Source organism: Chloracidobacterium sp., from assembly GCA_016716305.1.
GTDB lineage: Bacteria > Acidobacteriota > Blastocatellia > Pyrinomonadales > Pyrinomonadaceae > OLB17.
In genome coordinates, this window is record JADJWP010000002.1 from 2,727,106 (window position 1) to 2,749,334 (window position 22,229).

The 22,229-nt window shown below is 52.9% G+C and carries 20 protein-coding genes; 16 read left to right on the forward strand and 4 right to left on the reverse strand.

Annotated features, from left to right (window positions below; translation table 11 throughout):
- Positions 1–6 precede the first annotated feature (6 nt).
- Positions 7–1,704, reverse strand: coding sequence for an ATP-binding protein (locus IPM28_14400; GenBank protein MBK9174171.1), 1,698 nt, complete (start codon positions 1,702–1,704; stop codon positions 7–9).
- A 54-nt stretch (positions 1,705–1,758) separates the two neighbouring features.
- Here IPM28_14400 and IPM28_14405 point away from each other — a divergent pair, with 54 nt between their 5' ends.
- A complete protein-coding gene (locus IPM28_14405; protein MBK9174172.1) occupies positions 1,759–2,964 on the forward strand; it encodes a succinylglutamate desuccinylase/aspartoacylase family protein in 1,206 nt (401 codons plus the stop codon).
- Positions 2,965–3,027: 63 nt separating this feature from the next.
- Positions 3,028–4,947 (forward strand): CBS domain-containing protein, encoded by a 1,920-nt coding sequence (locus tag IPM28_14410; GenBank protein MBK9174173.1) that lies wholly within the window; start codon positions 3,028–3,030, stop codon positions 4,945–4,947.
- Between the two features lie 87 nt (positions 4,948–5,034).
- Here the strand turns inward: IPM28_14410 and IPM28_14415 are convergent, their stop codons facing one another.
- The gene (locus IPM28_14415; protein ID MBK9174174.1) at positions 5,035–5,238 is read right to left on the reverse strand and encodes a hypothetical protein; all 204 of its coding nucleotides are present in this window, start codon (positions 5,236–5,238) and stop codon (positions 5,035–5,037) included.
- A 92-nt stretch (positions 5,239–5,330) separates the two neighbouring features.
- Here IPM28_14415 and IPM28_14420 point away from each other — a divergent pair, with 92 nt between their 5' ends.
- The 13 genes from IPM28_14420 to IPM28_14480 all read left to right on the forward strand — a co-directional run bounded on the left by IPM28_14420 (position 5,331) and on the right by IPM28_14480 (position 19,929).
- On the forward strand, positions 5,331–6,458 hold the full coding sequence (locus IPM28_14420; protein ID MBK9174175.1) for a histidine kinase: 1,128 nt from the start codon (positions 5,331–5,333) through the stop codon (positions 6,456–6,458).
- Positions 6,455–7,222 carry a response regulator transcription factor gene (locus tag IPM28_14425; protein ID MBK9174176.1) on the forward strand — a complete coding sequence of 256 codons (768 nt, stop codon included), beginning with the start codon at positions 6,455–6,457 and terminating at the stop codon, positions 7,220–7,222. Before IPM28_14420 ends, IPM28_14425 begins: the two co-directional genes overlap by 4 nt.
- Positions 7,223–7,401: 179 nt before the next feature.
- The gene (locus IPM28_14430) at positions 7,402–8,400 is read left to right on the forward strand and encodes a YncE family protein (protein MBK9174177.1); all 999 of its coding nucleotides are present in this window, start codon (positions 7,402–7,404) and stop codon (positions 8,398–8,400) included.
- A gap of 27 nt (positions 8,401–8,427) precedes the next feature.
- A complete protein-coding gene (locus tag IPM28_14435; GenBank protein MBK9174178.1) occupies positions 8,428–10,071 on the forward strand; it encodes a M20/M25/M40 family metallo-hydrolase in 1,644 nt (547 codons plus the stop codon).
- A 3-nt stretch (positions 10,072–10,074) separates the two neighbouring features.
- On the forward strand, positions 10,075–11,517 hold the full coding sequence (locus IPM28_14440; GenBank protein ID MBK9174179.1) for an amidohydrolase family protein: 1,443 nt from the start codon (positions 10,075–10,077) through the stop codon (positions 11,515–11,517).
- Between the two features lie 3 nt (positions 11,518–11,520).
- A complete protein-coding gene (locus IPM28_14445; GenBank protein ID MBK9174180.1) occupies positions 11,521–12,936 on the forward strand; it encodes an amidohydrolase family protein in 1,416 nt (471 codons plus the stop codon).
- A 28-nt stretch (positions 12,937–12,964) separates the two neighbouring features.
- Positions 12,965–13,456: a hypothetical protein gene (locus tag IPM28_14450; GenBank protein MBK9174181.1), complete on the forward strand. Its 492-nt coding sequence runs from the start codon at positions 12,965–12,967 to the stop codon at positions 13,454–13,456.
- A 27-nt stretch (positions 13,457–13,483) separates the two neighbouring features.
- Entirely contained in the window at positions 13,484–14,395 is a 912-nt protein-coding gene (locus IPM28_14455) for a tetratricopeptide repeat protein (GenBank protein MBK9174182.1), read from the forward strand.
- 15 nt (positions 14,396–14,410) lie between these two features.
- On the forward strand, positions 14,411–15,583 hold the full coding sequence (locus IPM28_14460; protein ID MBK9174183.1) for a beta-lactamase family protein: 1,173 nt from the start codon (positions 14,411–14,413) through the stop codon (positions 15,581–15,583).
- 152 nt (positions 15,584–15,735) lie between these two features.
- The gene (locus IPM28_14465; protein MBK9174184.1) at positions 15,736–16,473 is read left to right on the forward strand and encodes a hypothetical protein; all 738 of its coding nucleotides are present in this window, start codon (positions 15,736–15,738) and stop codon (positions 16,471–16,473) included.
- Positions 16,474–16,547: 74 nt separating this feature from the next.
- The gene (locus IPM28_14470) at positions 16,548–17,072 is read left to right on the forward strand and encodes a c-type cytochrome (GenBank protein MBK9174185.1); all 525 of its coding nucleotides are present in this window, start codon (positions 16,548–16,550) and stop codon (positions 17,070–17,072) included.
- 11 nt (positions 17,073–17,083) lie between these two features.
- Positions 17,084–18,577 carry an MBL fold metallo-hydrolase gene (locus IPM28_14475; GenBank protein ID MBK9174186.1) on the forward strand — a complete coding sequence of 498 codons (1,494 nt, stop codon included), beginning with the start codon at positions 17,084–17,086 and terminating at the stop codon, positions 18,575–18,577.
- A 62-nt stretch (positions 18,578–18,639) separates the two neighbouring features.
- Positions 18,640–19,929 (forward strand): amidohydrolase, encoded by a 1,290-nt coding sequence (locus tag IPM28_14480; protein ID MBK9174187.1) that lies wholly within the window; start codon positions 18,640–18,642, stop codon positions 19,927–19,929.
- A gap of 84 nt (positions 19,930–20,013) precedes the next feature.
- Here the strand turns inward: IPM28_14480 and dps are convergent, their stop codons facing one another.
- Entirely contained in the window at positions 20,014–20,496 is a 483-nt protein-coding gene (gene dps / locus IPM28_14485; protein MBK9174188.1) for a DNA starvation/stationary phase protection protein Dps, read from the reverse strand.
- A gap of 115 nt (positions 20,497–20,611) precedes the next feature.
- On the opposite strand from dps, the gene IPM28_14490 reads away from it, so the two are divergent.
- Positions 20,612–21,544: a mechanosensitive ion channel family protein gene (locus tag IPM28_14490; protein ID MBK9174189.1), complete on the forward strand. Its 933-nt coding sequence runs from the start codon at positions 20,612–20,614 to the stop codon at positions 21,542–21,544.
- A gap of 43 nt (positions 21,545–21,587) precedes the next feature.
- Here IPM28_14490 and IPM28_14495 read toward each other — a convergent pair whose 3' ends face one another.
- Positions 21,588–22,226, reverse strand: coding sequence for a type II secretion system protein (locus IPM28_14495; GenBank protein MBK9174190.1), 639 nt, complete (start codon positions 22,224–22,226; stop codon positions 21,588–21,590).
- Positions 22,227–22,229 lie beyond the last annotated feature (3 nt).

Consider the following 22,229-nt stretch of genomic DNA (forward strand, 5'->3'; position numbering starts at 1 on the left):
CAGACGCTATATACGTATCTTGCCTATTCTCTCCGGTTTTTTGTCTGACGTCGGTTTCAGGTACGGAGCCTCGATCTCATCACGTTTCTCTTTCTCACCGCCGGAATGCCATTTCATCCACTCGGACGGAGCGTCAAAGGTCTCTCCGCCATGCGTTGTCACCCGCGGCCGTATTCTGCACATCACCGGTGTGTTGATGCCTACACCAGAGACGATCGCTTGACCTTTCGTCAGCGCCGGCAGTTCGGCAAGCATTGCCCGGCCGGTGCCTTCGACCGACTGAGCGATCGTCTGCTGGTCTATCGGATTCACGATCCGCATTATGATCTGTGTCATGCATTGCGATAGCACGTCCTGATCGAGCTTGCCCGGCCGTTGGGTGATCAGGCCAATGCCGACACCGAATTTGCGCCCCTCGCTCAGGATCTGTTTTAAAACGTTGGTAGAGACGACGCTGGCACCCGCCGGTGCAAAGCGGTGGGCCTCTTCGATCAGAGTGAACACCGGATAGTCGAGAAAGGTCTCACCGCTATCGACGTGTTCGCGGACCGTCAATTCGCGGGCCTTGTTCACTCGACGCAGAAGTGTGCCGACGATGACCTGCTGCAAACTCTGTTCGATATCCGACAGATCTAGGATCGTCACCCTGCCGGGACGATAAAGGTCGCCGAGTTCGATGTGCTCATGCGGATGAAAGATCGAATCGGGCCTATCGAAACGCGAATCAAGACGCCAAAGAAGCCCCTGAATAGACGAAACGTTACCGCCGTCGCCCGCACCTGAATCGTCCTTGCCATATTGCTGTTTCTGAACCTCTTCGCGCAGGTCGAAATAGTTGTACAGGTAATCGCGTCGGCCTTCTGCCCGCAAACGTTCATTCAGCGATCTGAACGATTGACCGAGGTAGTGGAGCATCTTGTCCGATGTGCCTTCGGGAAGCAGATATTTGACGTCGCCCTCGGTAAGCGTTGAAAATCGTACCTTGATCTTGTCTGGCGTATAGATCCGAACCTCCGGACGATATCCGTCGGTCCCGAGGAACTGCTCGTCACCCTGTATTGACGCCAAAGTGTGATATTCGCCGTGCGGGTCAACGATCAAAACGGCAGCCCGGTTATACGGTCGCATCAATTCTTCGACAAGCACGCCGGCAGTATACGATTTGCCCGATCCGGTCGACGCCAGGATCGCAAGGTGAGTAGAAACGACGTCCTTTATCGAAAGAACGATAGGCACCTCACCTTCCTCTCGGGTGAGCAGGCTCCCGATCGACGCGGATCCTGTCTCACCTGGATGTTTCGGGCTCAAGATCGATGCGAGCGTCGAACTAGATGCAAGGTGAACGACATCACCGGGATCTGGCGGGATCCGAGGGTTGACGAAATTTCCGAGCGAATTGCTAAAATAGCCGATCGTTTCGACAGTTATCTGATAGATCTCAGGTTGCGGGTCACTTCCGATCAACGCCGAAATCGCCGACGGCTTGATACCGGGCACCGCAAGAAACGCATCGGGTAGACTGCGGATCAGACGGCGCGATTTGATCGTCCCCAAAATTTGCCGGGTCTCGTTTCCTGCTTCAGCCAAATAATAGACAAATTCGCCAATGCGGGTCTTCTTGTTGTTAGGCGTGAGGAACAGATACTCGTGCGGAGCGTCGCCCGGGCCCTTAACGGTGCCGATAAGTTCATCGGATTCTGTCATAGCTTGCTAAAGAACGAAGAAAAATCGACAATTCGAAACAAGTATACCAGACCCATGGAAGAGACCGACACCGATCTAGTTTCGAACCCAGGTCATGCTCAGATCCGGGCCGGAGAACACCTGATCTACGAAGCCTGCGGCGACGAAGCAGGTCCGACCTTGATCGTTTTCGGCAGTATTCATGGGAACGAGGCGGCCGGACTTCACGCCGTTCGCCGCGTTGCCGAAAAACTCGAGCGACTCAAACCCAAGATCAGCGGCAGGGTCTTTTTGTTTGCGGGCAACACAAGAGCGATCGCAAAAGCAGTCCGCTTCATTGATTCTGACCTTAATCGACACTGGACTCCCGAAAATGTTGCGCGGAGCATGCCCGGGTCTTCGATCCCGCCAAAGCTGTCGGAGGACTTCGAACAGGTCGAGATACTTCAACATTTGATCGGGATTCTCGGTTCGGCTCGCAACGAAGTCTATGTCCTCGACCTTCACTCGACCTCGGCTGCCGGCGTTCCATTTGCGACCGTGGGCGATACACTGAGAAACCGGACTTTTGCACTTCGGTTTCCGGTAACGATCTTGCTTGGGATCGAAGAGAAGCTTGAGGGAACGCTTCTTGAATATCTGAATAACCGCGGCGCCGTTACTCTTGGATTTGAGGGCGGTCAGCACTTTGCCGCGTCGACCATCGACACCCACGAAGCTTTAATTTGGCTAGGCCTGCAAAATGCACAGATCATCGAACGTTCGGAAGATATCGATGTCGAACATTTTCGAGATGTGCTGAAGAAAAGTTCCGGACGATCGCGGATCGTGGAGGTGAGATATCGCCACGCGATCACCGAAAACGATCAATTCGAAATGCGGCCGGGCTTTTCGAATTTCGATCCGATCGAGCACGGACAATTGCTTGCCCGCGACCATACCGGTGAGATAACTGCGTCCGAGAGCGGGTTGATGCTCATGCCGCTATATCAGGCACTAGGCGAAGATGGATTCTTTATCGGCCGGCAAGTAGCCGGTTTTTGGCTTTGGCTGTCGGGCGTACTCAGGCGGATTCGGGTAGGGAGCCTGATCCACCTGCTGCCGGCGGTACGACGAGTTGGGAACGATCCGAATGTACTCGAGGTCGATACGGTGATCGCCAGGTTTTTTCCGCTTCAGATCTTTCACTTGCTCGGATTCCGCAAGCTGCGTTGGCACGCCGACAAACTAATAGTTGCCCGACGCAATTTCGATACCTCAAGTCCGTTTAGCGAACGGTGACGTGCGTCACAAAATTTCTGTTCAAGTGCTGTAAAATCGTCCCGACCTGCAACAAGACACTCAATGGGCGAAAAGAGCGTTACGACCAAGGCAGATGAGGCCGAACTTCGTGCATTTACGACGGCGGTTCTGAACGACCTTCATGCTCTTGAGAAAATGCTCCAGGAAGGGACGCTCGAAGCAGACACAAGCCGAATCGGAGCCGAGCAGGAGATGTTCCTTGTCGATTCGTCGATGCATCCGGCGCCGCTTGCGGTCGAGGTCATCGAAGCTGCTGCGGACAAACGTCTCACGACCGAAATAGGGCGTTTCAATCTTGAAGCCAATCTTACACCGCTTGCGTTTGACGGCGACTGTCTGAGTAGGATGGAGGCGGAACTCCACGAGATCATCGGAGTGGTGAAACGAACGATGACACTGTTTGGCGGCGGTGTCGTCTTGTGCGGCATCCTGCCGACGATCCAGAAATCTGATCTCGTCGAGGACTTTCTTACGCCGAGCCCGCGATACGCGCAGCTCAATCGTGTATTGACCGCCCTGCATGGCGACGACCGGATGGTACATATCAAGGGCCTCGATGAGATACGCCTGCATTTGCACGATACGTTCATCGAGTTTTGCAATACGAGTTTTCAGATACACATTCAGGTTCCGATCGCAAATTTTTCGCGATATTACAATTGGGCCCAGGCCATTTCGGCGCCGGTGCTGGCTCCTGCGGTAAATTCCCCGCTTCTTTTAGCTCACAGGCTCTGGCACGAAACGAGGCTTGCTCTTTTTCAACAATCCGTCGACGAGCGCGGTCCGGCACATCAAGAGCGAAGCCGTCCTGCGCGTGTCACTTTCGGGCGCGAATGGGTTGGCGATTCGATCCTCGAGGTCTTTCACGAAGATGTCGCGCGTTTTCGAATAATCCTCACACGCGAACTTGACGAAGACTCGCTGAAAGTACTAGAAAGCGGCCGTATTCCGCGGCTTGACGCCTGGCGAATGCACAATGGCACTGTTTGGCGGTGGAATCGGGCATGCTACGGCATCTTGAATAACTTGCCGAGCCTAAGGATCGAGGCCAGGTTTCTGCCCGCCGGGCCAACAGTCGCAGATGAAATGGCCAATTCAGCCTTCTTTCTGGGACTGATGAGGGCGTTGCCCGAAGCATATGGTGATGTTAACAGCTTGATGTCGTTCGACGATGCGAAATCAAATTTCTTCAGTGCGGCCAGATTCGGCCTGCGTTCGCAGCTCACGTGGCTCGATGGCCGGACGTACAGTGCTCGCGACTTGATCCTCAGCGAATTGCTTCCGACCGCCCGTCAAGGCCTAAAGAATGCAGGTATACTTGCGGCCGATGTCGAGCGGTATACCGGTATTCTCGAGGAACGGGTAACAGCCGAAAAGACCGGTGCGAAATGGGTCCTTGATTCGCTTGCCAGCATGGATAAAGCAGCAAAGACGAATGTCAGAATGAGGACGCTTACATCCAGCATGATGAGCAATCAGGACGACGGAAGGCCGCTCCATGAATGGCCTCTTGCAGCGATCGCATCGACCACCGAATGGGTTGACAATTATCGGACGGTCGAACAGTTCATGTCGCGAGACCTGTTTACGGTCAGGCCTGACGATGTCGTCGACCTTGCGGCAAACATGATGGATTGGAAACACATCCGTCACATCCCGGTCGAGAACGACAAGGGCGAATTGGTCGGGCTGATCTCACATCGCGACCTGCTCAGTTTTTTTGCGCGGCAAAAGGAGCGCGTCTCAGCTAATTTGATCGTCAGGGAAATAATGAATCCTGAGCCGATCTGCATCGAGCCGGAATGCAAAACGCTGGATGCGCTTTATCTGATGAGAGAAAAGAAGATAGGATGTTTGCCGGTCTGTACGAACGGCAAGCTGGTTGGCATCATAACCGCCCACGATTTCCTGACCGTTTCGACTCGTTTGTTTGAAGAGAGGTTAAAGGCTGATTCGAAATAAGCGTCGACGTCATCAGGCCTCCAACAGTAATTTCTCGATCTCAGCCATTTCTCGATTTAACGAATCGACGAGTCCGAGCGTCACTTCCTACTGTTCCAGCTGTATCGATCTTTCGTCCGGATCGCGATCTAGTTCCGCATTCATTTCATGCTCTAACTTCGACAGTTGCGCGCGGATCTCATTGCGACGGGCGCGAAGGTGTTCGTGAGTGATCTTGTTTTCTGGCATCTGGACCTTCTGATTCGGAACGCGTTCATTGTAAATGCAGAAGATCGCCTCGGAAAAGCACATCCGGAGAATAACTGTCGTACGTTGCTGAAATAGCATCCTGCAAGCGAAATACTTCGGTTCATCACACGTGTGTTGCCAAGCATCGCAGATCGATGCTACAAATCAATGCGATGGCTGAAGGTGCTTCGGCAAAACGGGGAGTTGCAAAATGGGCTGCGATCTGGTGTGTCTGGACGCTTTTCGCTTTGTTTTTTGCAAGTCAATTCGCGCTGCAGAATCAGTTTTCGCGAAACCCGGTGCCATTCTGGCAGATCCTTTCATGGCAAATGGTGTCGGGATATGTTTGGTTCGGCTTGTCTCCATTGATATTGTGGTTGACAAACCGGTTTCCGCTGGATGAAGGCCGCTGGCGATCCTCGTTGCCGACACACGTTGTGGCATGTCTATTGATTGCTTGTGTTCAACTAGCGATCGATGCGTTTATCCTGATCCGACTTGGGTATCCTCCTGGCCGCGAGTTTGCGAGCTTCGCTGAGGCCTATAAGTTTTTCGTATTCATCAATTTGCATCTCAGCATACTCATTTATTGGGGTGTAGTTGGGATAAAATCAGGCTTCAATTATTACCAAAAATATCGTGAACGCGAGCTTCAGACGTCACAGCTTGAGGCACGCCTTGCCCAATCGAGGCTGCAGGTCCTGAAAATGCAGCTTCACCCACACTTCTTGTTCAATACACTTAATGCGATCTCGGAACTCATCCACCATGACGCTGACGCAGCCGATCGGATGTTGAATGACCTCAGCGATCTGCTGCGGATGTCGTTTCAAAATCTCGAGGTGCAGGAAGTCTCTCTCAAACAGGAACTCGAGTTTCTGCGAAAGTACCTTGAGATCGAGCAGATGCGTTTTCGGGACCGGCTTCATGTTGTTGTCGACGTCGGCCCCGACATTTTTGATGCTCAGGTCCCGAATATGATCCTGCAGCCATTAGTTGAAAATGCGATCAAGCATGGCATTGGTCCCCGTGCCAACGGCGGCCGGATAGACATTGGCGCAATGAGGACGAACGGCCATCTACAGGTAACGGTTTGTGACGACGGCATCGGGCTGCCCGAAACCGGACTGACCAGGCCGCCTGAGGGTGTCGGCCTCTCGAATACTCGGCGAAGGCTGAAACACCTCTACGGAAAGGATCATCGATTTGATCTTGAGCAAAACGGCGGCGGCGGGGTCAGAGTAAAGCTGGAAATTCCTTATAAGGAAAGCGTGGTCGGATGAAACTTCGTACTCTCGTGATCGACGATGAGCCACTTGCCCGCGAGCGTGTGAAGAGATTTTTGCGCGACGAGCCTGATGTCGATGTTATCGGCGAGTGCGGAAACGGTATCGATGCAATTGCCGCGATACGCAGCGAAAAGCCCGATCTCGTATTCCTTGATATTCAGATGCCTGAAAAGAATGGGTTCGAAGTGATAAAGGCTCTCGGCCCCGGAGCTTTGCCAACGATCATCTTTGTTACTGCTTACGACCAATATGCATTGCAGGCTTTTGACGTCTATGCGCTCGACTATATTTTGAAACCGTTCAGCCGCGAACGCATCCATCGCGCCGTTGCACGTGCCCGGGAGAATATCGAGCACAAACAAATAGGGCAACTCGACGAAAGACTTACGTCGCTGATCGCAGGCCTCAAAGCCGAAAGGCGATACCTCGACCGGCTGGTCGTCAAATCAGTGGGACGCGTTTTTTTTCTGCGAACAGACGAGATCGACTGGATCGAGGCAGCGGGCAATTATGTAAAACTTCATGTCGGCCGCGATTCACATATGATCCGCGAAACGATGAACGGTATCGAGGCTAAACTCGACCCTGACAAATTTCTTCGAATACACCGTTCGACAGTTGTGAACATTGATCGGATCAAGGAACTTCATCCAATGTTCAGCGGCGATTATTCTGTGATACTCAGGGACAATACCGAGCTGTCATTAAGCCGTAATTACCGCGAACGCTTTCTCGAATTATTCGAAAACGCGGCATGAACGCTGATGTTTCGACTATTCGAGTTCAACCACGCTCGAACTTTTCCGTTTGCAATGCCGCTTGTCCGCGTTTTTTAGATCAACTCGTCACACCGAAGTGCGTTTCGTCACAATTTTGTGACGAACTGATACGCATTTGACTAAAATCCGTTTACGGTCATTCCTTTCAGGACCAACATATGTCGAAAAAACAGAAGCTCGTCGCCATCGTATTCCTCGGTTTCTTGATCGTGTTCAAGAACTACACCGTGGTTATCGGTCAAACAAAGCCGGTCCTTGTGGTACTCAACAAATCGGACGCAACAATGGCGATACTCGACCCGATGACGCTTGCGGTCCGGGCAAAGGTCGCGACAGGAGAAGGACCGCACGAAGTGGTTCTTTCGGAAGACGGCAAGACCGCGTACGTGGCAAATTACGGCGCGCAGACGCCGGGAAGTTCGCTTTCGGTGATAGATATTGCGACCGCAAAAGAAACGCGGAGAGTAGATCTATTACCACTAATGAGGCCGCATGGCATTCAACTGATCGGTGGAAAGCTCTATTTTACGGCCGAGGTCAACCGCGCGATCGCACGATACGATCCGGCCGTGAACAAGGTCGATTGGATGATGGGCACTGGTCAAAATGCCTCGCATATGATCGCCGGGAGTCATGATCAACGACGGTTCTATACCGCGAACATCGGTTCGAATTCGGTCACTGCTTTTACACTGCAGAATGTCCCGCCGGCCGCATCGACTATCGCGCAGATACCCGTTGGACGGCAGCCTGAGGCGATCGACATATCACCGGATGCGAAAGAAGTCTGGGTCGGTCTCAATCAGGACGCCGGGATCGATGTGATCGATACGGCCACGAACAATGTCGTTAGACGCGTTGACCTGGGCGGCAGGCCGTATCGCGTACGTTTCACGCCTGACGGTAAACACGTTATCTGTTCAATGATCGCAGCGAAAGAGCTGCTCGTGATCGACGCGGCGACCCGCAAAGAACTCCGCCGAATGAAACTCGACGGCGTGCCGCTCGGCATCGTGTTTTCCGCAGACGGCAAGACGGCGTTCGTCACGATGGTCGAGCCCGACGCCGTGCTCAAGATCGATCTTGAAAAAATGGAGATAACCGGCCGCGTCGATCCAGGCAAGGGCCCCGATGGGATAGCCGTCTTTGGAATTTAAGAATCTGACGGATATTTCGAAATCATTATGTTAAGACGATCTATTGCTCTTTTCCTCGTCGTGTTCATGCTCGCCGGAACACCGGCGGTATATGCTCAAAAATCCGGCAAGGCGGCCAAGCAATCGACGCCAAGCTTTGGAAATGTCGAATCCATAACCGCAAAACAGTTGAAAGAATGGCTTACCTTTATCGCGTCCGATGAGCTTGAGGGACGCGATACGCCCTCGCGCGGCCTTGATATTGCTGCGATGTACATCGCTCAGCATCTGGCAGGCTGGGGCATAAAACCGGCAGGCGATAACGGAAGCTACTTTCAAAAGGTCCCATTGACGCTCGATAAGGTCGTCGCTCGCGATACGCGGCTCGATCTTGGCGGCCAGAGTTATGAGTACGGAAAGGATTTTCTTACGTCGATCACGGGCGCCGCGATAAATGATGCACAAGTTGTGTTTGCAGGCTACGGTTGGGTGATCAAGTCCAAGAATATCAATGCTTTTGAGGGCATCGATGTAAAGGACAAGATCGTCGTTGTCGTTAACAGCCTGCCGAAAGGCATCACATTCAACGACCTGAAAGGCCCGCCGGGAGCAGACTGGATGTCGCCGGCATTTTATGCGCAGACGAATGGGGCCAAAGCGGTCATCAACTTTCCGACCTTCAACAACCTTATCAACTGGGAAGGTAGCCGGTGGAATCAGAGCGAAAAGGGCTCGGTCTCGTATGGGAATCAGCCACCGTTGATCAAGATACCGACGATAACTGCGAGCCCGCGTCTGCTCTCGACACTTTTCTTTGGCGAGAAGGCAACTGCGACGGCGATCTTCAACAAAACGCAGGCGCTTGCCGACCACACGGCGTTTGACCTAAAGCCTGAGAAGAAGATATCCGCTAAAGTGGCGACAAAGACCGAGGTTATTCACACGCAGAATGTGGTCGGCATTCTCGAAGGCTCAGACCCTGTCCTGAAAAATGAATATGTTGCCATCGGGGCGCATTACGATCACATCGGAATGAACCCCTTCGCTCCCGGCCCGGACAAGATATCGAACGGCGCCGACGACGACGGCAGTGGGACCGTAGCGGTAATGTCCATTGCTGAGGCATTTGCCAAAGGCACGCAGAAGCCGAAACGCTCGATTCTCTTTATATGGCACGCGGGTGAGGAAAAAGGGCTGTGGGGCAGCGAGCATTTCGCCAACAATCCGACCGTGCCGATAACGTCGATCATCACCCAGTTGAACATCGACATGATCGGCCGCTACCAAAATCCCGGCGACGAGAATCATCCGCAGAATAAGGACTTGCCAAAACAGAACGAGGTCTTTACGATCGGTTCGCGCATGATGAGCACCGAGCTCGGCGAATGGAGCGATGCGGTAAACAAATCATTCCTCAATCTCACGTTTAACCTCAAATACGACGACCCGAATCACCCTGAGCAGTTCTTTTACCGCTCTGACCACTATAACTACGCGAGGAAAGGCATACCGATCATTTTTTATATGGACGGCAGCCATGCTGACTATCATCAGGTCTCGGATTCGATCGAGAAGATCAATTTCGAGTCGATGGAAAAGGTCACAAAGACCATCTTTGCCACCGGCTGGGACCTCGCAAACCGGCCCGTGCGGCCTAAGGTCGATAAGCCTCTGAAGGAAACCGGGAATTGAGCTATGGGCTGGATCCAAAAATGTGATGTTGACGACCGGCTGCTGCCGATACCGACGCAGATCGTGTCGAACGAGGAGTTTGCCCCGCCGGATCAAACGCCCGAGCAGCGGCGCGTCGAACATCGCCTGATCGAGATCGCTACTGAGAGCAGCCAGCGGCTCGGCGTCTCACGGCGGCAATTTCTCGCCGGAACGGGCGGAATGGCCGCGGCGTTTCTCGCAATGAACAGCGTGTTCGGCAATTTCTTTGATGTTGCGACGGTCGAGCTTTTCGATTCGTTTGCGACAGATGAGAAGTTTCCGAAGAGACCGTTCATTTTCGACATTCACACACATCACGTCGGGGCGAAGAAGATAATTCAGACGCCGCCGCTCATTCCCGGATATCGCGCCGCCGGGGCGGCGTGGGGCAACAAAGCGATCGAGGGCCGCGAGCATAAATGGGAAGATCTCTATCTTGCTAACTATATCAAAGAGATGTTTTTCGACAGCGACACCTCTATGGCCGTTATCACCGGACTGCCTGCGAAAACGAATGATCAGAATGTGCTCACGCCCGCCGAGATGATCGAGACTCGCACAGAGATCAACGGCCTCGCAAGGTCAAAACGGATCATCGCCCACGGCCTTTTTTCACCCGATCTCGGCAAGCCGAATCTAGAAGAAATGCAGCGCCAGCATGAGCAGTTGAAGGTCGAGGCTTGGAAAGGTTACCCCGGACAGCCGCTCGCAGACGGCAGTGTCGGATGGTGGATGGATGATGAAAAGGTGGCTTATCCGTTTTACGAATATTCGCGAAAGATCGGCATCAAGAACATCTGCGTGCACAAGGGCCTGCCTCTACCCGGATGGGAGGTCGACCACAGTTCGCCAAAAGATGTCGAAAAGGCGGCGAAGGACTTCCCGGATCTGAACTTTCTGATCTATCATGCCGGGCTGAAAGGTGTCCGTGACGCAATGCCCGCGGTGAACGATGGATTCAGAACGATACGCGATGTTCCCTGGGTCTCGGATCTCTGTTCGATGCGTAAGCGAAATCCAAAAATGACGAATGTCTATATGGACCTAGGCACGACGTTTGGGATGACCGTGATAACACAGCCTATGCTGTGCGCATACATGCTCGGGATGATGATCGATGCTTTTGGGGAAGACCATGTGCTTTGGGGCACGGATTCGATCTGGTGGGGCTCGCCGCAATGGCAGATCGAGGCATTCCGCCGACTGCAAATGCCCGATGACCTGCAAAAGCGGTTTGGCTTCAAGCCCCTTACGGATCCGGTGAAAGAGAAGATCTTCGGTCTCAATTCGGCAAAGGTCTACGGCATCGACGTGAAAGCAAAAATGAACGCGATCCCGTCCGATTATGTGACCGAGCTGAAATCAAGATACAAGGCGGCCGGTGCATCGCCGTCGAACACGCAATATGGGTGGATTCGAACTTAAAATATGAAGAAACTGATCCTCGCACTAGTTGTTGGCTTGGCCTCGATCGGCGGGTCGGCGCAGACGACCGCGTTCGTTGGCGTGAACGTCGTACCGATGGATCGGGAGCGTATTCTCTCGAACCAGACCGTGATCGTGAAGGACGGTGTGATAACCGAGATCGGTGACGCCAAGAAAATAAAGGTGCCAAAAGGAGCTTTCCGGGTTGACGGGACGGGAAAATACCTTATTCCCGGCCTTATCGATATGCACACGCATTTGCTGTCGGATGGCAACGAGTATCCTGATTCTATTGCTCCGGACGAACTTCGCGTGATGGTCGCAAACGGCGTTACTACTATCCGTTTTATGATCGGCACGCCCGAGTTGCTCAAATACCGCACACAGTCGAATATCGGCGAGATCATCGCTCCGACGATATTCGTCGCGTCACCGCACCTGACCGGCCGTGAACAAGGCAACAACTTCGTCGTCAATACGCAAGAAGAGGCGCGCGAGGCCGTACGTCGATCGAAATCCGCTGGATACGATTTCATAAAGATCACGACCTTCGTCAAAGCTGACGTCTATGAAGCCGCGATCGATGAGGCCGCAAAGCAGAACATCCGCGTCGTCGGTCATGCTGACCGCGAATATGTGACGGCACCGCGAGCTTGGATGGCGAAGCAGCAGATCGATCACCTTGACGGATACATGGAGCAAATACTCCGTGACGACGCACCGATGAAAGGCTCGGTTTCGGACCTTTATATGTCTGATCCGAAGAACTGGGAGAGCATTGACTTCATCGATGAAGCAAAGATACCGATGGTTGCGAAAAGGTCGGTCGATGCAAATCCGTTCTCGAATCCGACCCAGCATTTCTTCAAGAACACATTTGCTCTGCCTCGAAGCGAAGAATCGATCCGTTCGCAACCGGATTTTCGATTCTACCCGCCAAAAGTTCAGGAGCAGTGGTTGAACTGGTACAAACGCTCGCGGCTGATCACACAGGTCTCTTCGGAACGCAAGCTGAAATGGATCGATGCGCGGAACAAGCTGATAAAAGCGATCCACGACGCGGGCGGAAAGCTAATGGCAGGTTCTGACACGCCGGAGTTCTTATGGCTATATGGCTTCGCAATGCATCATGAACTCAAGGCTTTGCGGGACGCGGGGATCGGAAACTATGCCGCACTTGCTGCCGGAACCCGTAACCCATCTGAGTATTTGGGGACGCTCGACAAGGTAGGGACAGTTGAGAAAGGCAAACGGGCCGACCTTGTACTTCTTAATGCCAACCCGCTCGATGACATTTCGGCAACCTACGACCGGGCCGGGGTGATGTTGAAAGGAAAATGGTACACCCAGGCAGAACTTAACCGGTGGCTCAATGAGATCGCCCCAAAAATAGCGGGTTCATATGTTGAACACAAATAGACCAAAGGGGTAACAGGCAAAAACAAATATGAAAAAAATACTTATTGCACTAATTCTGTCGGCTGCTGCAGCCGGAACTACGTTCGGCCAGAAATCGGACGACCATGCGGCTGTTCTAGCAGTCGTGAACAGGCTATTCGACGAAATGGCCGCCGCAAATGCAGCCGGAATACTCGCTACTGGAACGGCCGAGAATCAGCTCGTCGCAATTCAGAAGACCCGCGACGGCAAATCGCGGATCAGCGTGATCAACGGCGAAGCCTTCACCAAATTCTTCACTAAGCCCGGAGCGATCAAAGAAGTGATGTACGATCCAAAGGTCGAGGTAAGCGGTGATTGGGCAATGGTCTGGGGTCGATACGTATTCTATTCAGCCGATAAATTGTCGCATTGCGGTATTAATCAATTCAATCTGGTCAGAACCGAAGCAGGTTGGAAGATCGCGAACGGCGCGTCGACCATCGACCCGGGAGATTGCACGGAAAAAGAAAAAGCAATGAAGATCCCGGTCAGCAAGTGACCGGCTCTTTGAAAAAAGGAGGATCAAATGCGCAGAAAGATCGTGGTTATTTGCTTGTACGTTTTTGCCGCAGTCCCTCTAAACGCCCAATCAGCCGGCGTCGTTACACCGGAAATGCGTGCTGCGGCTAACGACGCCTTTCAGAAGCAGGATTGGGCTTCGGCAGTTGCGGCTTACGAGAGGATCGTTTCGGCAGAGGAGAAGAACGCCGGCGGGCGATATCGCCTGGGATTGTCGCTCCTCGCATTGAAGCGTAACGATGAAGCGATCAAATATCTCGAGGCAGCCCAAACTATCTCGCCGAACCCTGTGTTTGCGCTTGCTCTCGCTCGAGGCTACGCGCGAACCGGAAACACTTCAAGGATGTACGAAGTTCTCGACGGCAGCCTGAAGCTTGGCGGCATCGCTCCCGAATCTATCACGGCCGAAGCCGACTTCGCTCCATTCAAGGCCGACCCGAGATTCCTCGCGTTCGTCGATAGATCTGACAAGACGGTCAACCCTTGTAAAGCAAGGCCGGAGCACCGCCAATTTGATTTCTGGATCGGTGAATGGCTGCCGAAAAACACTCAGGGCATCACGGTCGGGACGAGCAGCATTCAGCTCATTCTGGGTGGATGCATCATTTTTGAGAATTGGTCAACGCCGGTTTCCTCCGGAAAGAGCTTCAATCTCTATAATACAAGTGATGGAAAGTGGCACCAGACCTGGGTCGATGATAAGGGGCGATGGACAGAGTACGTCGGCGGACTTGTCGATGGAAAGATGGTCCTCGATTCGGTTTCGACCCAAAATGGAAAAAAGGTCATCGCGCGAATGACCTTTTCCCAATTGCCGAATGGCGACGTTCGTCAGCACGGCCAAAACTCGTCGGATGAGGGAAAAACGTGGACGACCACATTCGACTTTATTTATGTTCGAAAGCCCGGCACAAATTAAATGATCGGTGAAAGAATGAAACGATCCGCCAGATATATTTTCGTCTTCGTTGCGGCGTTGATGATCCCGCTCGAACTTTCAGCTCAGCGATCTGTCACGGCGGCTGGGACGAACGTCCTTAAGAAAGGGATCCAACTCAAGCTGGACGAGTGGCACAAGGCGGGCAAGTTCCCGGGGGCGACGCTGGGTGTCGTGCTGCCTGATGGCGAGTCATTCGGGCTTGCGATCGGATATTCGGACCGGGAGGCCAAGACGCCAATGAAGCCCACCGACCGGATGCCGGCAGGGAGTACCGGTAAGACATTCGCGGCAGCAATGGCGATGCAGCTCGTCAAAGAAGGCAAGCTTAACCTTGATGACAAGATCGAGAAGTTCTTTGGCAAGGAACCTTGGTTCGCGCGCTTGCCGAACGCAAAGGAAGTAACCGTCCGCCAGTTGATGAATCACACAAGCGGACTCGTTCGATATGAGTTCAAAAAGGAATTCACGGATTTTCTGACCGCCAACCCTTACAAGGTCTGGACTCACGAGGACCGTCTCGCATATTTGTTTGACGAAAAAACACCTTTCGAAGCGGGAAAGGGTTGGGAGTATTCGGACACGAATTACATTGTGCTCGGAATGATCATCGAGAAATTGACGGGCAAGGAGTTCTATCGCGAGGCACGGAGGCGATTCATCGATAGGTTTAAGCTAACGAACACTATTCCGCAGGAAGGGCCGGTGATGAAGGGCGTGGTGCAGGGCTACGCCGGGCCGAATAACCCTTTCGGTGGAAAGGACAAGATGATCGAGAACGGCAGATTCATCGTCAATCCGCAACTCGAATGGACCGGCGGCGGATGGGCCTCGACCGGCCGCGACCTCGCGCGTTGGGCAAAGGTGATGTACGAGGGAAAGGCATTCGATGCTTCATTGGTGCCGCAAATGCTCGAAGGCGTTCCGGCGAAACTTGGACCGAATGTGAAGTACGGATTGGGCGTCATTATTCGCCCAACGCAGTCAGGTATTACCTACGGTCACAGCGGATTTTTCCCCGGATATATGACGGACATGATGTATTTCCCAGAACAAAAGATCGCAGTGGCAGTTCAGGTAAACACAAGTGCACCTGGCACGCTCGGGGGCAAACCGCTCGCCCGATTCCTGGTCGAGATCTGTGAATTTGTACGAGCCTCCGAGCAGTAGAGTCGATCTGAGATTGAGCGTCGTTCCGAATCGGCTGAAAATTCGGGAACCTGAGAACATCGAAATTCGTTCCAACTCTAATCGCGCGAATACCAAGCTATCGTTCAAGTGAAGGCAGGGAGTCGCGATCAGATCTCGATCGGAGGTGCTACATGATTCGTTCGTCTCGCGTGACCGTTCTTACCCTTTTAGGCGGGTTGATCCTCGCCGGCTTTTCCATACTGGCCAACGGACAAATTCCTGGCCAGTTGGCTCAGGATTTTGTCGCTGGCAGTGTTCCGAGCCCGGAAGATATCGCCAAACTCGAAAAGGAAGTCGGTGCTAAACCCGACGACCTTCATTTGACGCGAAAACTGGGCAAGGGCTATTTTTTCCAGTTTTTTGGCGAAGGAGACGCTGACGCGGCACCAAAAGCGGAAAAAACTCTCGAGCGTGCTCTTGCGATTAAAAAGGATGATGCTGAAGCATTGGTGTATCTTGGTGCGCTTCATATAATCCGTGCCCGCCGTCTTGAAAAGAATGATGCAGCGAAGCAGAAGGCGAGTTTTGACCGCGGGTTCGAACTAGTTAAGCAGGCTGAAAAGGTCGACGCAAGAAACGGAGCTGTCATTTCGATCGCAAGCGCCAGTTACCTTTGGCTTCCTGATTCATACGGTATGGCTCCATACGTGGTCGGAATGCTCGAGGGAATGCGCAAGGGAATGGGACCGATGTTCCTACAGTTCTCACACCATGGGCAACAGCGGCTCTTATTGACGTTGGGACAGGCATTGGTGAAGACGGGCCAACTTGATAAGGCCCGCGCCGTCTTTGATGAGGGTCTGAAAGTGAATGAAAGGTCACTGGAAGCCGGACTAATTCGAGCGGAGATCGCCAAACTCAAAGGTTGATCATTGCTTGGCCCAACGGCAGCGGCTGCGTTGAACTGCGGTTTTGTTTCACCTGATGCGTTTCGGAGGGCTGAATGAGAAAAAGAAAGAGCTGGGTGATGAACGGTCTCATAGCGGCGGTCCTATCGACATTAGGAACCGCGATGTTTTCTCCGGTTCCAGTCATTGAGCGGAGCTTGTTCGTGCAGGCGGAACCGTCGCCGTCACCATTACCCGAGTTCGATCAGGCTGCGGAATTGGCGAAGCTACGTGAAGCGATCAAGGGTAAAGAGAACGAGCGCGCGGAGACGGTCTTCAAGAACCTGCAGATGACGAGTATGAAGGCGATGCCTGCTGCTCGCATCCTGGCGATAATGGAATTCGGCTACTCGCGGTCGCTTGGTGTGAACTGTACCCACTGTCATACGGCCGGTCGATACGAAGCCGAAGATAAACCTCAAAAACAGATAGCACGCGAAATGGCACGAATGGTCACGGACTTGAACGGGACGACGCTTAAGGGGATCAAAAATCTAAAGAGCTCATCGCCTGCGGTCAATTGCACCACTTGCCATCGCGGCGAGATCAAGCCCGCCCTAAATCTAGGCCAGCGAAACTAAACGGGGGATCTATGATCTTTGGTCGAACAGTGAATGCCATATTCTTCGTAACTCTACTCGCGATACACGGAATTGCGCAGGAGGCTACTCGCGAAGCGTTTGCTCAAGGTAAGCGTGTGCTCGACCGGTCAGTGAACGCGTACGGCGGTCTCGCAGCATTGAATGCGATAACGAGCGTATCGATCACCGTGGAAGGCGCATCGGTTCACCGAAACCAAAGCCGCAAACCCGACACTTTCGACCGTACGCCGTACACAGGCGAGGTGATCATAGACCTTAAGAATGCCCGCACTTTTCAAACTCAAAGGGGACAATACCCCGGCGGATTCAGCTGGCATCAAGGTTTTGTCATTGATGCCGGCTCGCGGACGAGCTTTGACCTGATCCGAAAGACCGCAAATCAGGCGGGCCCGGCTGGATTGGGAATCTTTAGAGCCAGTACAAGATGGCTGCCGCAGATCGTCCTGCTAAATGTTCTGGAACGTGCTGAGAGCCTTCGGTACATCGGCACCGCCACATATGACCGTCGAAACCACGACCTGATCGATTTTGTCTCGAGCGATGGGGCCCGTTTGACACTCTATGTCGACCAAAAGACCGGCTTGTTATCAAAGTTCGAGACCTTCATTACCGATCGGTTTGCGGGCGATTCGGTTCTCGAAACGCTCTTTACAGGACAACGCGAGGTTAATGGCCGCATTGTTGCCTCAGGAAGAGTGACCGCAGTGAACGGAGAGATCACGAACGACTTTCGCATTGCGAACGTGATATTCAACGCTGAAATTCAGCCCGACCAATTCAAGATACCGCCTGGTCTGCGTGCTGTGACAATCGCAACCCCGGCACTTGTCACGAAACACTCCGACGGTATTTATACGACCGTTGCCGGTGGATACAATGTGCTTTTTGCGGATCTCGAAGACAGTATTTTTGTGATGGAAGCACCAGGGAACGACCGTGTGTCACAACAAGCGATACAGCAGATCAAGAAAGCCATCCCAGGAAAGCCAATCAAGTACCTTGCCGTAACGCATCATCACGACGATCACGCCGGCGGGATCCGGGCCTATATGGCGGAGGGATCGGCATTGATCGTCGCACCCGGCGAACGTGCTTTTTTTGAAAAGGTGAGCAAGGCCGCATTCACTGCGGAACCTGATTCGTTTTCTCTTGCTCCGAAGCCGCTGAAGATCGAACCGTTAACTAACGGAAAGCGAGTCTTGGAGAACGGAAACGCCGTTGCGGTCGAGATATATGACATCGGGCCCGGTCCGCACGCAGAGGAAATGCTCGTTGCTTACATCCCCGCGATCAAGGCCGTATTTCAAGGAGATCTATTGAATCGGCCTGCGAATGGCGATTACCCGATCGCGAACGAAACCTCAGCGCATTTTCTCAAATGGATCGATTCCAGCGGCCTGGTGGTTGAGACGATAATACCGGTTCACGGTCCTGTAACTACGATCGAGGAACTACGAAGGGCCGTTGCGGATATGAAGAAGTAGGCGTTTGCATATTTCACCGCTCCGATTACAATTGATTCACCTCAATTTTGCTGGAGAAAAATATGAAACGCATTACTCTTTCTGTATTCGTACTTCTGTGCTTAAGTATCTCTGCGTTCCCGCTCGACATGAGCCGCGATATTGATGCGGCGACCGCCAGGCTAATGCCGAGGATAATCGAATGGCGGCGCCATTTGCATCAGTATCCTGAACTCGGCAACCGCGAGGTCAAGACTGCCAAATACGTCGAAGAACATTTGAGGAAACTCGGCCTTGAGGTCCGAACGGGAGTTGCGAAGACAGGCGTCGTCGGCATTTTGAAAGGGTCGCAGCCGGGGCCTGTGGTCGGCCTGCGTGCCGATATGGATGGTCTGCCGGTAACCGAACGTAACTCGCTGCCCTACGCTTCGAAGGAAACCGCGGAATATAACGGCCAGAAGGTCGGCGTGATGCACGCCTGCGGCCATGATACGCACGTCGCAATGCTGATGGGTGCAGCCGAGGTTCTTGCCGGAATGAAGGATCGAATAAAGGGAACTGTCGTGTTCATCTTTCAGCCTGCTGAGGAAGGTCCGCCTGCCGGCGAAGAAGGTGGGGCTCCGCTGATGGTAAAAGAAGGGGTGATGGACAACCCAAAGATCGATGCTATTTTCGGGATACACATCAATTCGCAAACGCCGGTCGGTACGATCAAATACAAATCGGGAGCAACAATGGCTGCGAGCGATTGGTTCTCAATAAAGATCAAGGGCAAACAGACGCATGGTGCATATCCGTGGCTGGGTGTCGATCCGTTCGCCGTGGCAACGCAGATCTACACCGGACTTCAAATGATCGTCGCCCGCCGAAGTGAATTGCCTAAGGCTCCTGTCGTAATTACGGTCGGACGCGTTATGGGCGGCGTCCGCGAAAATATAATACCCGAGGAAATGACGATGGCCGGAACGATCCGCACGCTCGACGCCGAGATGCAAAAGGACGTACACGAAAAGATCCGCCAGACCGCAACGAATATCGCCGAGAGTATGGGAGCCGCTGTCGAGGTAAACATCGAGAATAAGGCCCTGCTTACCTATAACACTCCGGAACTCGTGGAGAAGATGCTGCCTTCGCTTCAAAAAGCTGCGGGTAAGGAGAATGTATCAGAAGCAAACTGGGTTACGGGTGCCGAGGATTTTTCATCTTTTAGCACAAAGGCCCCGTCATTCTATTTCATGGTCGGCGGGATGCCAAAGGGAATGAGCGTTGCCGCCGCGGCACCACATCACACCCCGGACTTCATTATCGACGACAGCAGGCTCGATGTCGGCGTGAAGGCATTCGCAAATATCGTCTTCGACTTCACGAAGTGATTCGTCCTTATTCGGAAGAACGAAAAGGACATTGACCGTGATCAATGTCCTTTCCGAATTTTGATATACCCAAATTAAAGGTCTTTAAGCCTGATTGTGGGCTTCTACGAACCAAAGCAGTTTGTCGATACCGCGCGAAATACCTGTAAAAAGATCGGCCGTGTCGGCATCGCCGAGTTCGTCTGTGGCGTCAATGTTCTTTCGCACCTTCTTGCCAAAATCAGCAAGGGCCGTCGAAAGTGCATCCACATGCGCCGTACCATCGATTATCTCCATCGGATACTGCGAAAGTGATGATCTCTCGGCAGCGATCCGAACCGTTCCCATAGCCGTTCCGCCGAGCGTTGTGACCCTCTCTGCAATATCGTCGACATGGACCTCTACCTCGGTTGCGACGCGGTCAAAAAGTTCATGTAGAGCAATGAAATTCGACCCCTTAACATTCCAGTGGGCCTGTTTTGCTTGTGACCTCAGATCGATCGCATCGGCAAGCGATTGGTTGAGTAGAGCGACGAGTTTTTCTCGCTTTCCTTTTGCAAGGTCGATTTTGGTGTTATGAAGTTCCATGATGCCTCCTTTTGAGCTTAGAATTATTCTAATTCAAATAACGCAAAATATCAACCGGACCATTAAACAAGTATGGGCAATTTGATATCGTAGATGCGAAAAGACCAATAATATCATGAACCTCGCACTGCAAGTTTCGACATGGGGCGCTTGGATAGTTCAGTTAGGCACTGAGATCAATAAAGCCGTTTTCGAATCTCTTGATCGAATGATCACGTCATTCTTCGGCCGCTTACCGTTCTTGCTTGCCGGGCTTATTGTCCTTCTACTATTTTGGATACTCTCGAAGATAATTCGCCGGATCTTTCTTGCGGGCAGCAAGAGGACATCGATCGATGTTCGGCTGCGAATACTCTTTGGACGACTGATCGCCGGCTCGATCATCGTTTTGGGAGTATTTGTAGCGATGACGGTCGTAATACCGTCGTTCGATCTTGGGAGCGTTATCGCCGGGCTCGGCTTCACATCGTTTGTTATCGGCTTTGCCACAAAGGATATTCTCAACAATTTCCTTTCAGGAATACTCATCCTCTGGCATCAGCCGTTCAAGATCGGCGACTATATATTTGTAGGCACGAATCAAGGTAAGGTCGAGTACATCGGAGTGCGCGCCACTTCGTTGAGAAAAGACGACGGCGAGCTTGTTCTTATTCCGAACGGCGACATGTATTCGAGTGCTCTGACGATCAGAGGCGCTGGTTCGAAACGCCGCCTGACGTTGAGATTCAACCTGGGTTTTCATGAGGATATCGATCGAGCGAAAGAGATCGTCCGAATCGCGCTGACCGAAACCGACGGTGTCGTAGCAGAACCCTCGCCGAATGTGTTCGTTACAGATCTGACAGACAGCGGTGTGAGCATTACCGCGAATTTTTGGCTCGATACAACGAAGAATAGGCCGATGGGTGTATTTGACCGCGCCGCGATCGCTGTCAAATCTGAACTTGAGGCAGCAGGCTTCGACCTGTTTCCGACTTCGCCGCCCGCCGTGAAGGCCGCACCTGAGGAGGTTGTAGAAAACAGAAAGCACGGGTCCGAATTCGATTGAACCTAACCTCACTGGGGCCTAAGCGAACGCAAACGACCGTGCTTCAGCGATTTGAGTTAGGTGCGGCAGGCCTGGGCGGCCCGGGAGAGTTGGCTCCGCCGCCGCGGAAGAGTGGGGTGAAGACCCATTTGGAGTGGTTTTCGATACCGTAATAGGTCAATACCGATCGGCTTCGACTTTGACTCGCGACACCGATGAACGGGGCGTTATCGGTCACGATATCGAAGTCATCAGGTTCGGTAAGGTCGTCCTCGCTTTCGGTGTTCAGCGAGTTGACGATAATGATCGAATATTTGTCGAACAATTGCGATGGATTCGTCGGGAGCAAACCGTTGTTGTAAGTCTGCACGCGTTTCGCAAACGACGCGAGGACCTGCGGTTCCGGTTCGATCAGCCGCCATTTGCCATCTTCGCTCAATGGGTCGATAGCGGCGGATGGACGAAGAATCATTCGGGTCTTGGTTCCCTGCGGAAGGCCTTCGAGAAGTTCGTCGATCGACTCAGGCAGTTTAGTTCCGCGGTGGTGAATTACGAATTCGCGGATCGCGTTCGCGATCTCTTCACCGCGACGGATCGCTTCGAGTTCTTTTTCCCGCTGTACCTCCTGCTGAACTGACGGTGCAACTGCGAGGAGTGCGATCGCAAGTATGGTCATGATCGCCATGACGGCAATCAGCGTCATACC

Bases quoted from the DNA above. Each gene is read 5' to 3' on its own strand.
- IPM28_14400 (MBK9174171.1), bottom strand. From the start codon at position 1,704: ATGACAGAATCCGATGAACTTATCGGCACCGTTAAGGGCCCGGGCGAC.
- IPM28_14405 (MBK9174172.1), top strand. From the start codon at position 1,759: ATGGAAGAGACCGACACCGATCTAGTTTCGAACCCAGGTCATGCTCAG.
- IPM28_14410 (MBK9174173.1), top strand. From the start codon at position 3,028: ATGGGCGAAAAGAGCGTTACGACCAAGGCAGATGAGGCCGAACTTCGT.
- IPM28_14415 (MBK9174174.1), bottom strand. From the start codon at position 5,238: ATGTGCTTTTCCGAGGCGATCTTCTGCATTTACAATGAACGCGTTCCG.
- IPM28_14420 (MBK9174175.1), top strand. From the start codon at position 5,331: ATGCTACAAATCAATGCGATGGCTGAAGGTGCTTCGGCAAAACGGGGA.
- IPM28_14425 (MBK9174176.1), top strand. From the start codon at position 6,455: ATGAAACTTCGTACTCTCGTGATCGACGATGAGCCACTTGCCCGCGAG.
- IPM28_14430 (MBK9174177.1), top strand. From the start codon at position 7,402: ATGTCGAAAAAACAGAAGCTCGTCGCCATCGTATTCCTCGGTTTCTTG.
- IPM28_14435 (MBK9174178.1), top strand. From the start codon at position 8,428: ATGTTAAGACGATCTATTGCTCTTTTCCTCGTCGTGTTCATGCTCGCC.
- IPM28_14440 (MBK9174179.1), top strand. From the start codon at position 10,075: ATGGGCTGGATCCAAAAATGTGATGTTGACGACCGGCTGCTGCCGATA.
- IPM28_14445 (MBK9174180.1), top strand. From the start codon at position 11,521: ATGAAGAAACTGATCCTCGCACTAGTTGTTGGCTTGGCCTCGATCGGC.
- IPM28_14450 (MBK9174181.1), top strand. From the start codon at position 12,965: ATGAAAAAAATACTTATTGCACTAATTCTGTCGGCTGCTGCAGCCGGA.
- IPM28_14455 (MBK9174182.1), top strand. From the start codon at position 13,484: ATGCGCAGAAAGATCGTGGTTATTTGCTTGTACGTTTTTGCCGCAGTC.
- IPM28_14460 (MBK9174183.1), top strand. From the start codon at position 14,411: ATGAAACGATCCGCCAGATATATTTTCGTCTTCGTTGCGGCGTTGATG.
- IPM28_14465 (MBK9174184.1), top strand. From the start codon at position 15,736: ATGATTCGTTCGTCTCGCGTGACCGTTCTTACCCTTTTAGGCGGGTTG.
- IPM28_14470 (MBK9174185.1), top strand. From the start codon at position 16,548: ATGAGAAAAAGAAAGAGCTGGGTGATGAACGGTCTCATAGCGGCGGTC.
- IPM28_14475 (MBK9174186.1), top strand. From the start codon at position 17,084: ATGATCTTTGGTCGAACAGTGAATGCCATATTCTTCGTAACTCTACTC.
- IPM28_14480 (MBK9174187.1), top strand. From the start codon at position 18,640: ATGAAACGCATTACTCTTTCTGTATTCGTACTTCTGTGCTTAAGTATC.
- dps (MBK9174188.1), bottom strand. From the start codon at position 20,496: ATGGAACTTCATAACACCAAAATCGACCTTGCAAAAGGAAAGCGAGAA.
- IPM28_14490 (MBK9174189.1), top strand. From the start codon at position 20,612: ATGAACCTCGCACTGCAAGTTTCGACATGGGGCGCTTGGATAGTTCAG.
- IPM28_14495 (MBK9174190.1), bottom strand. From the start codon at position 22,226: ATGACGCTGATTGCCGTCATGGCGATCATGACCATACTTGCGATCGCA.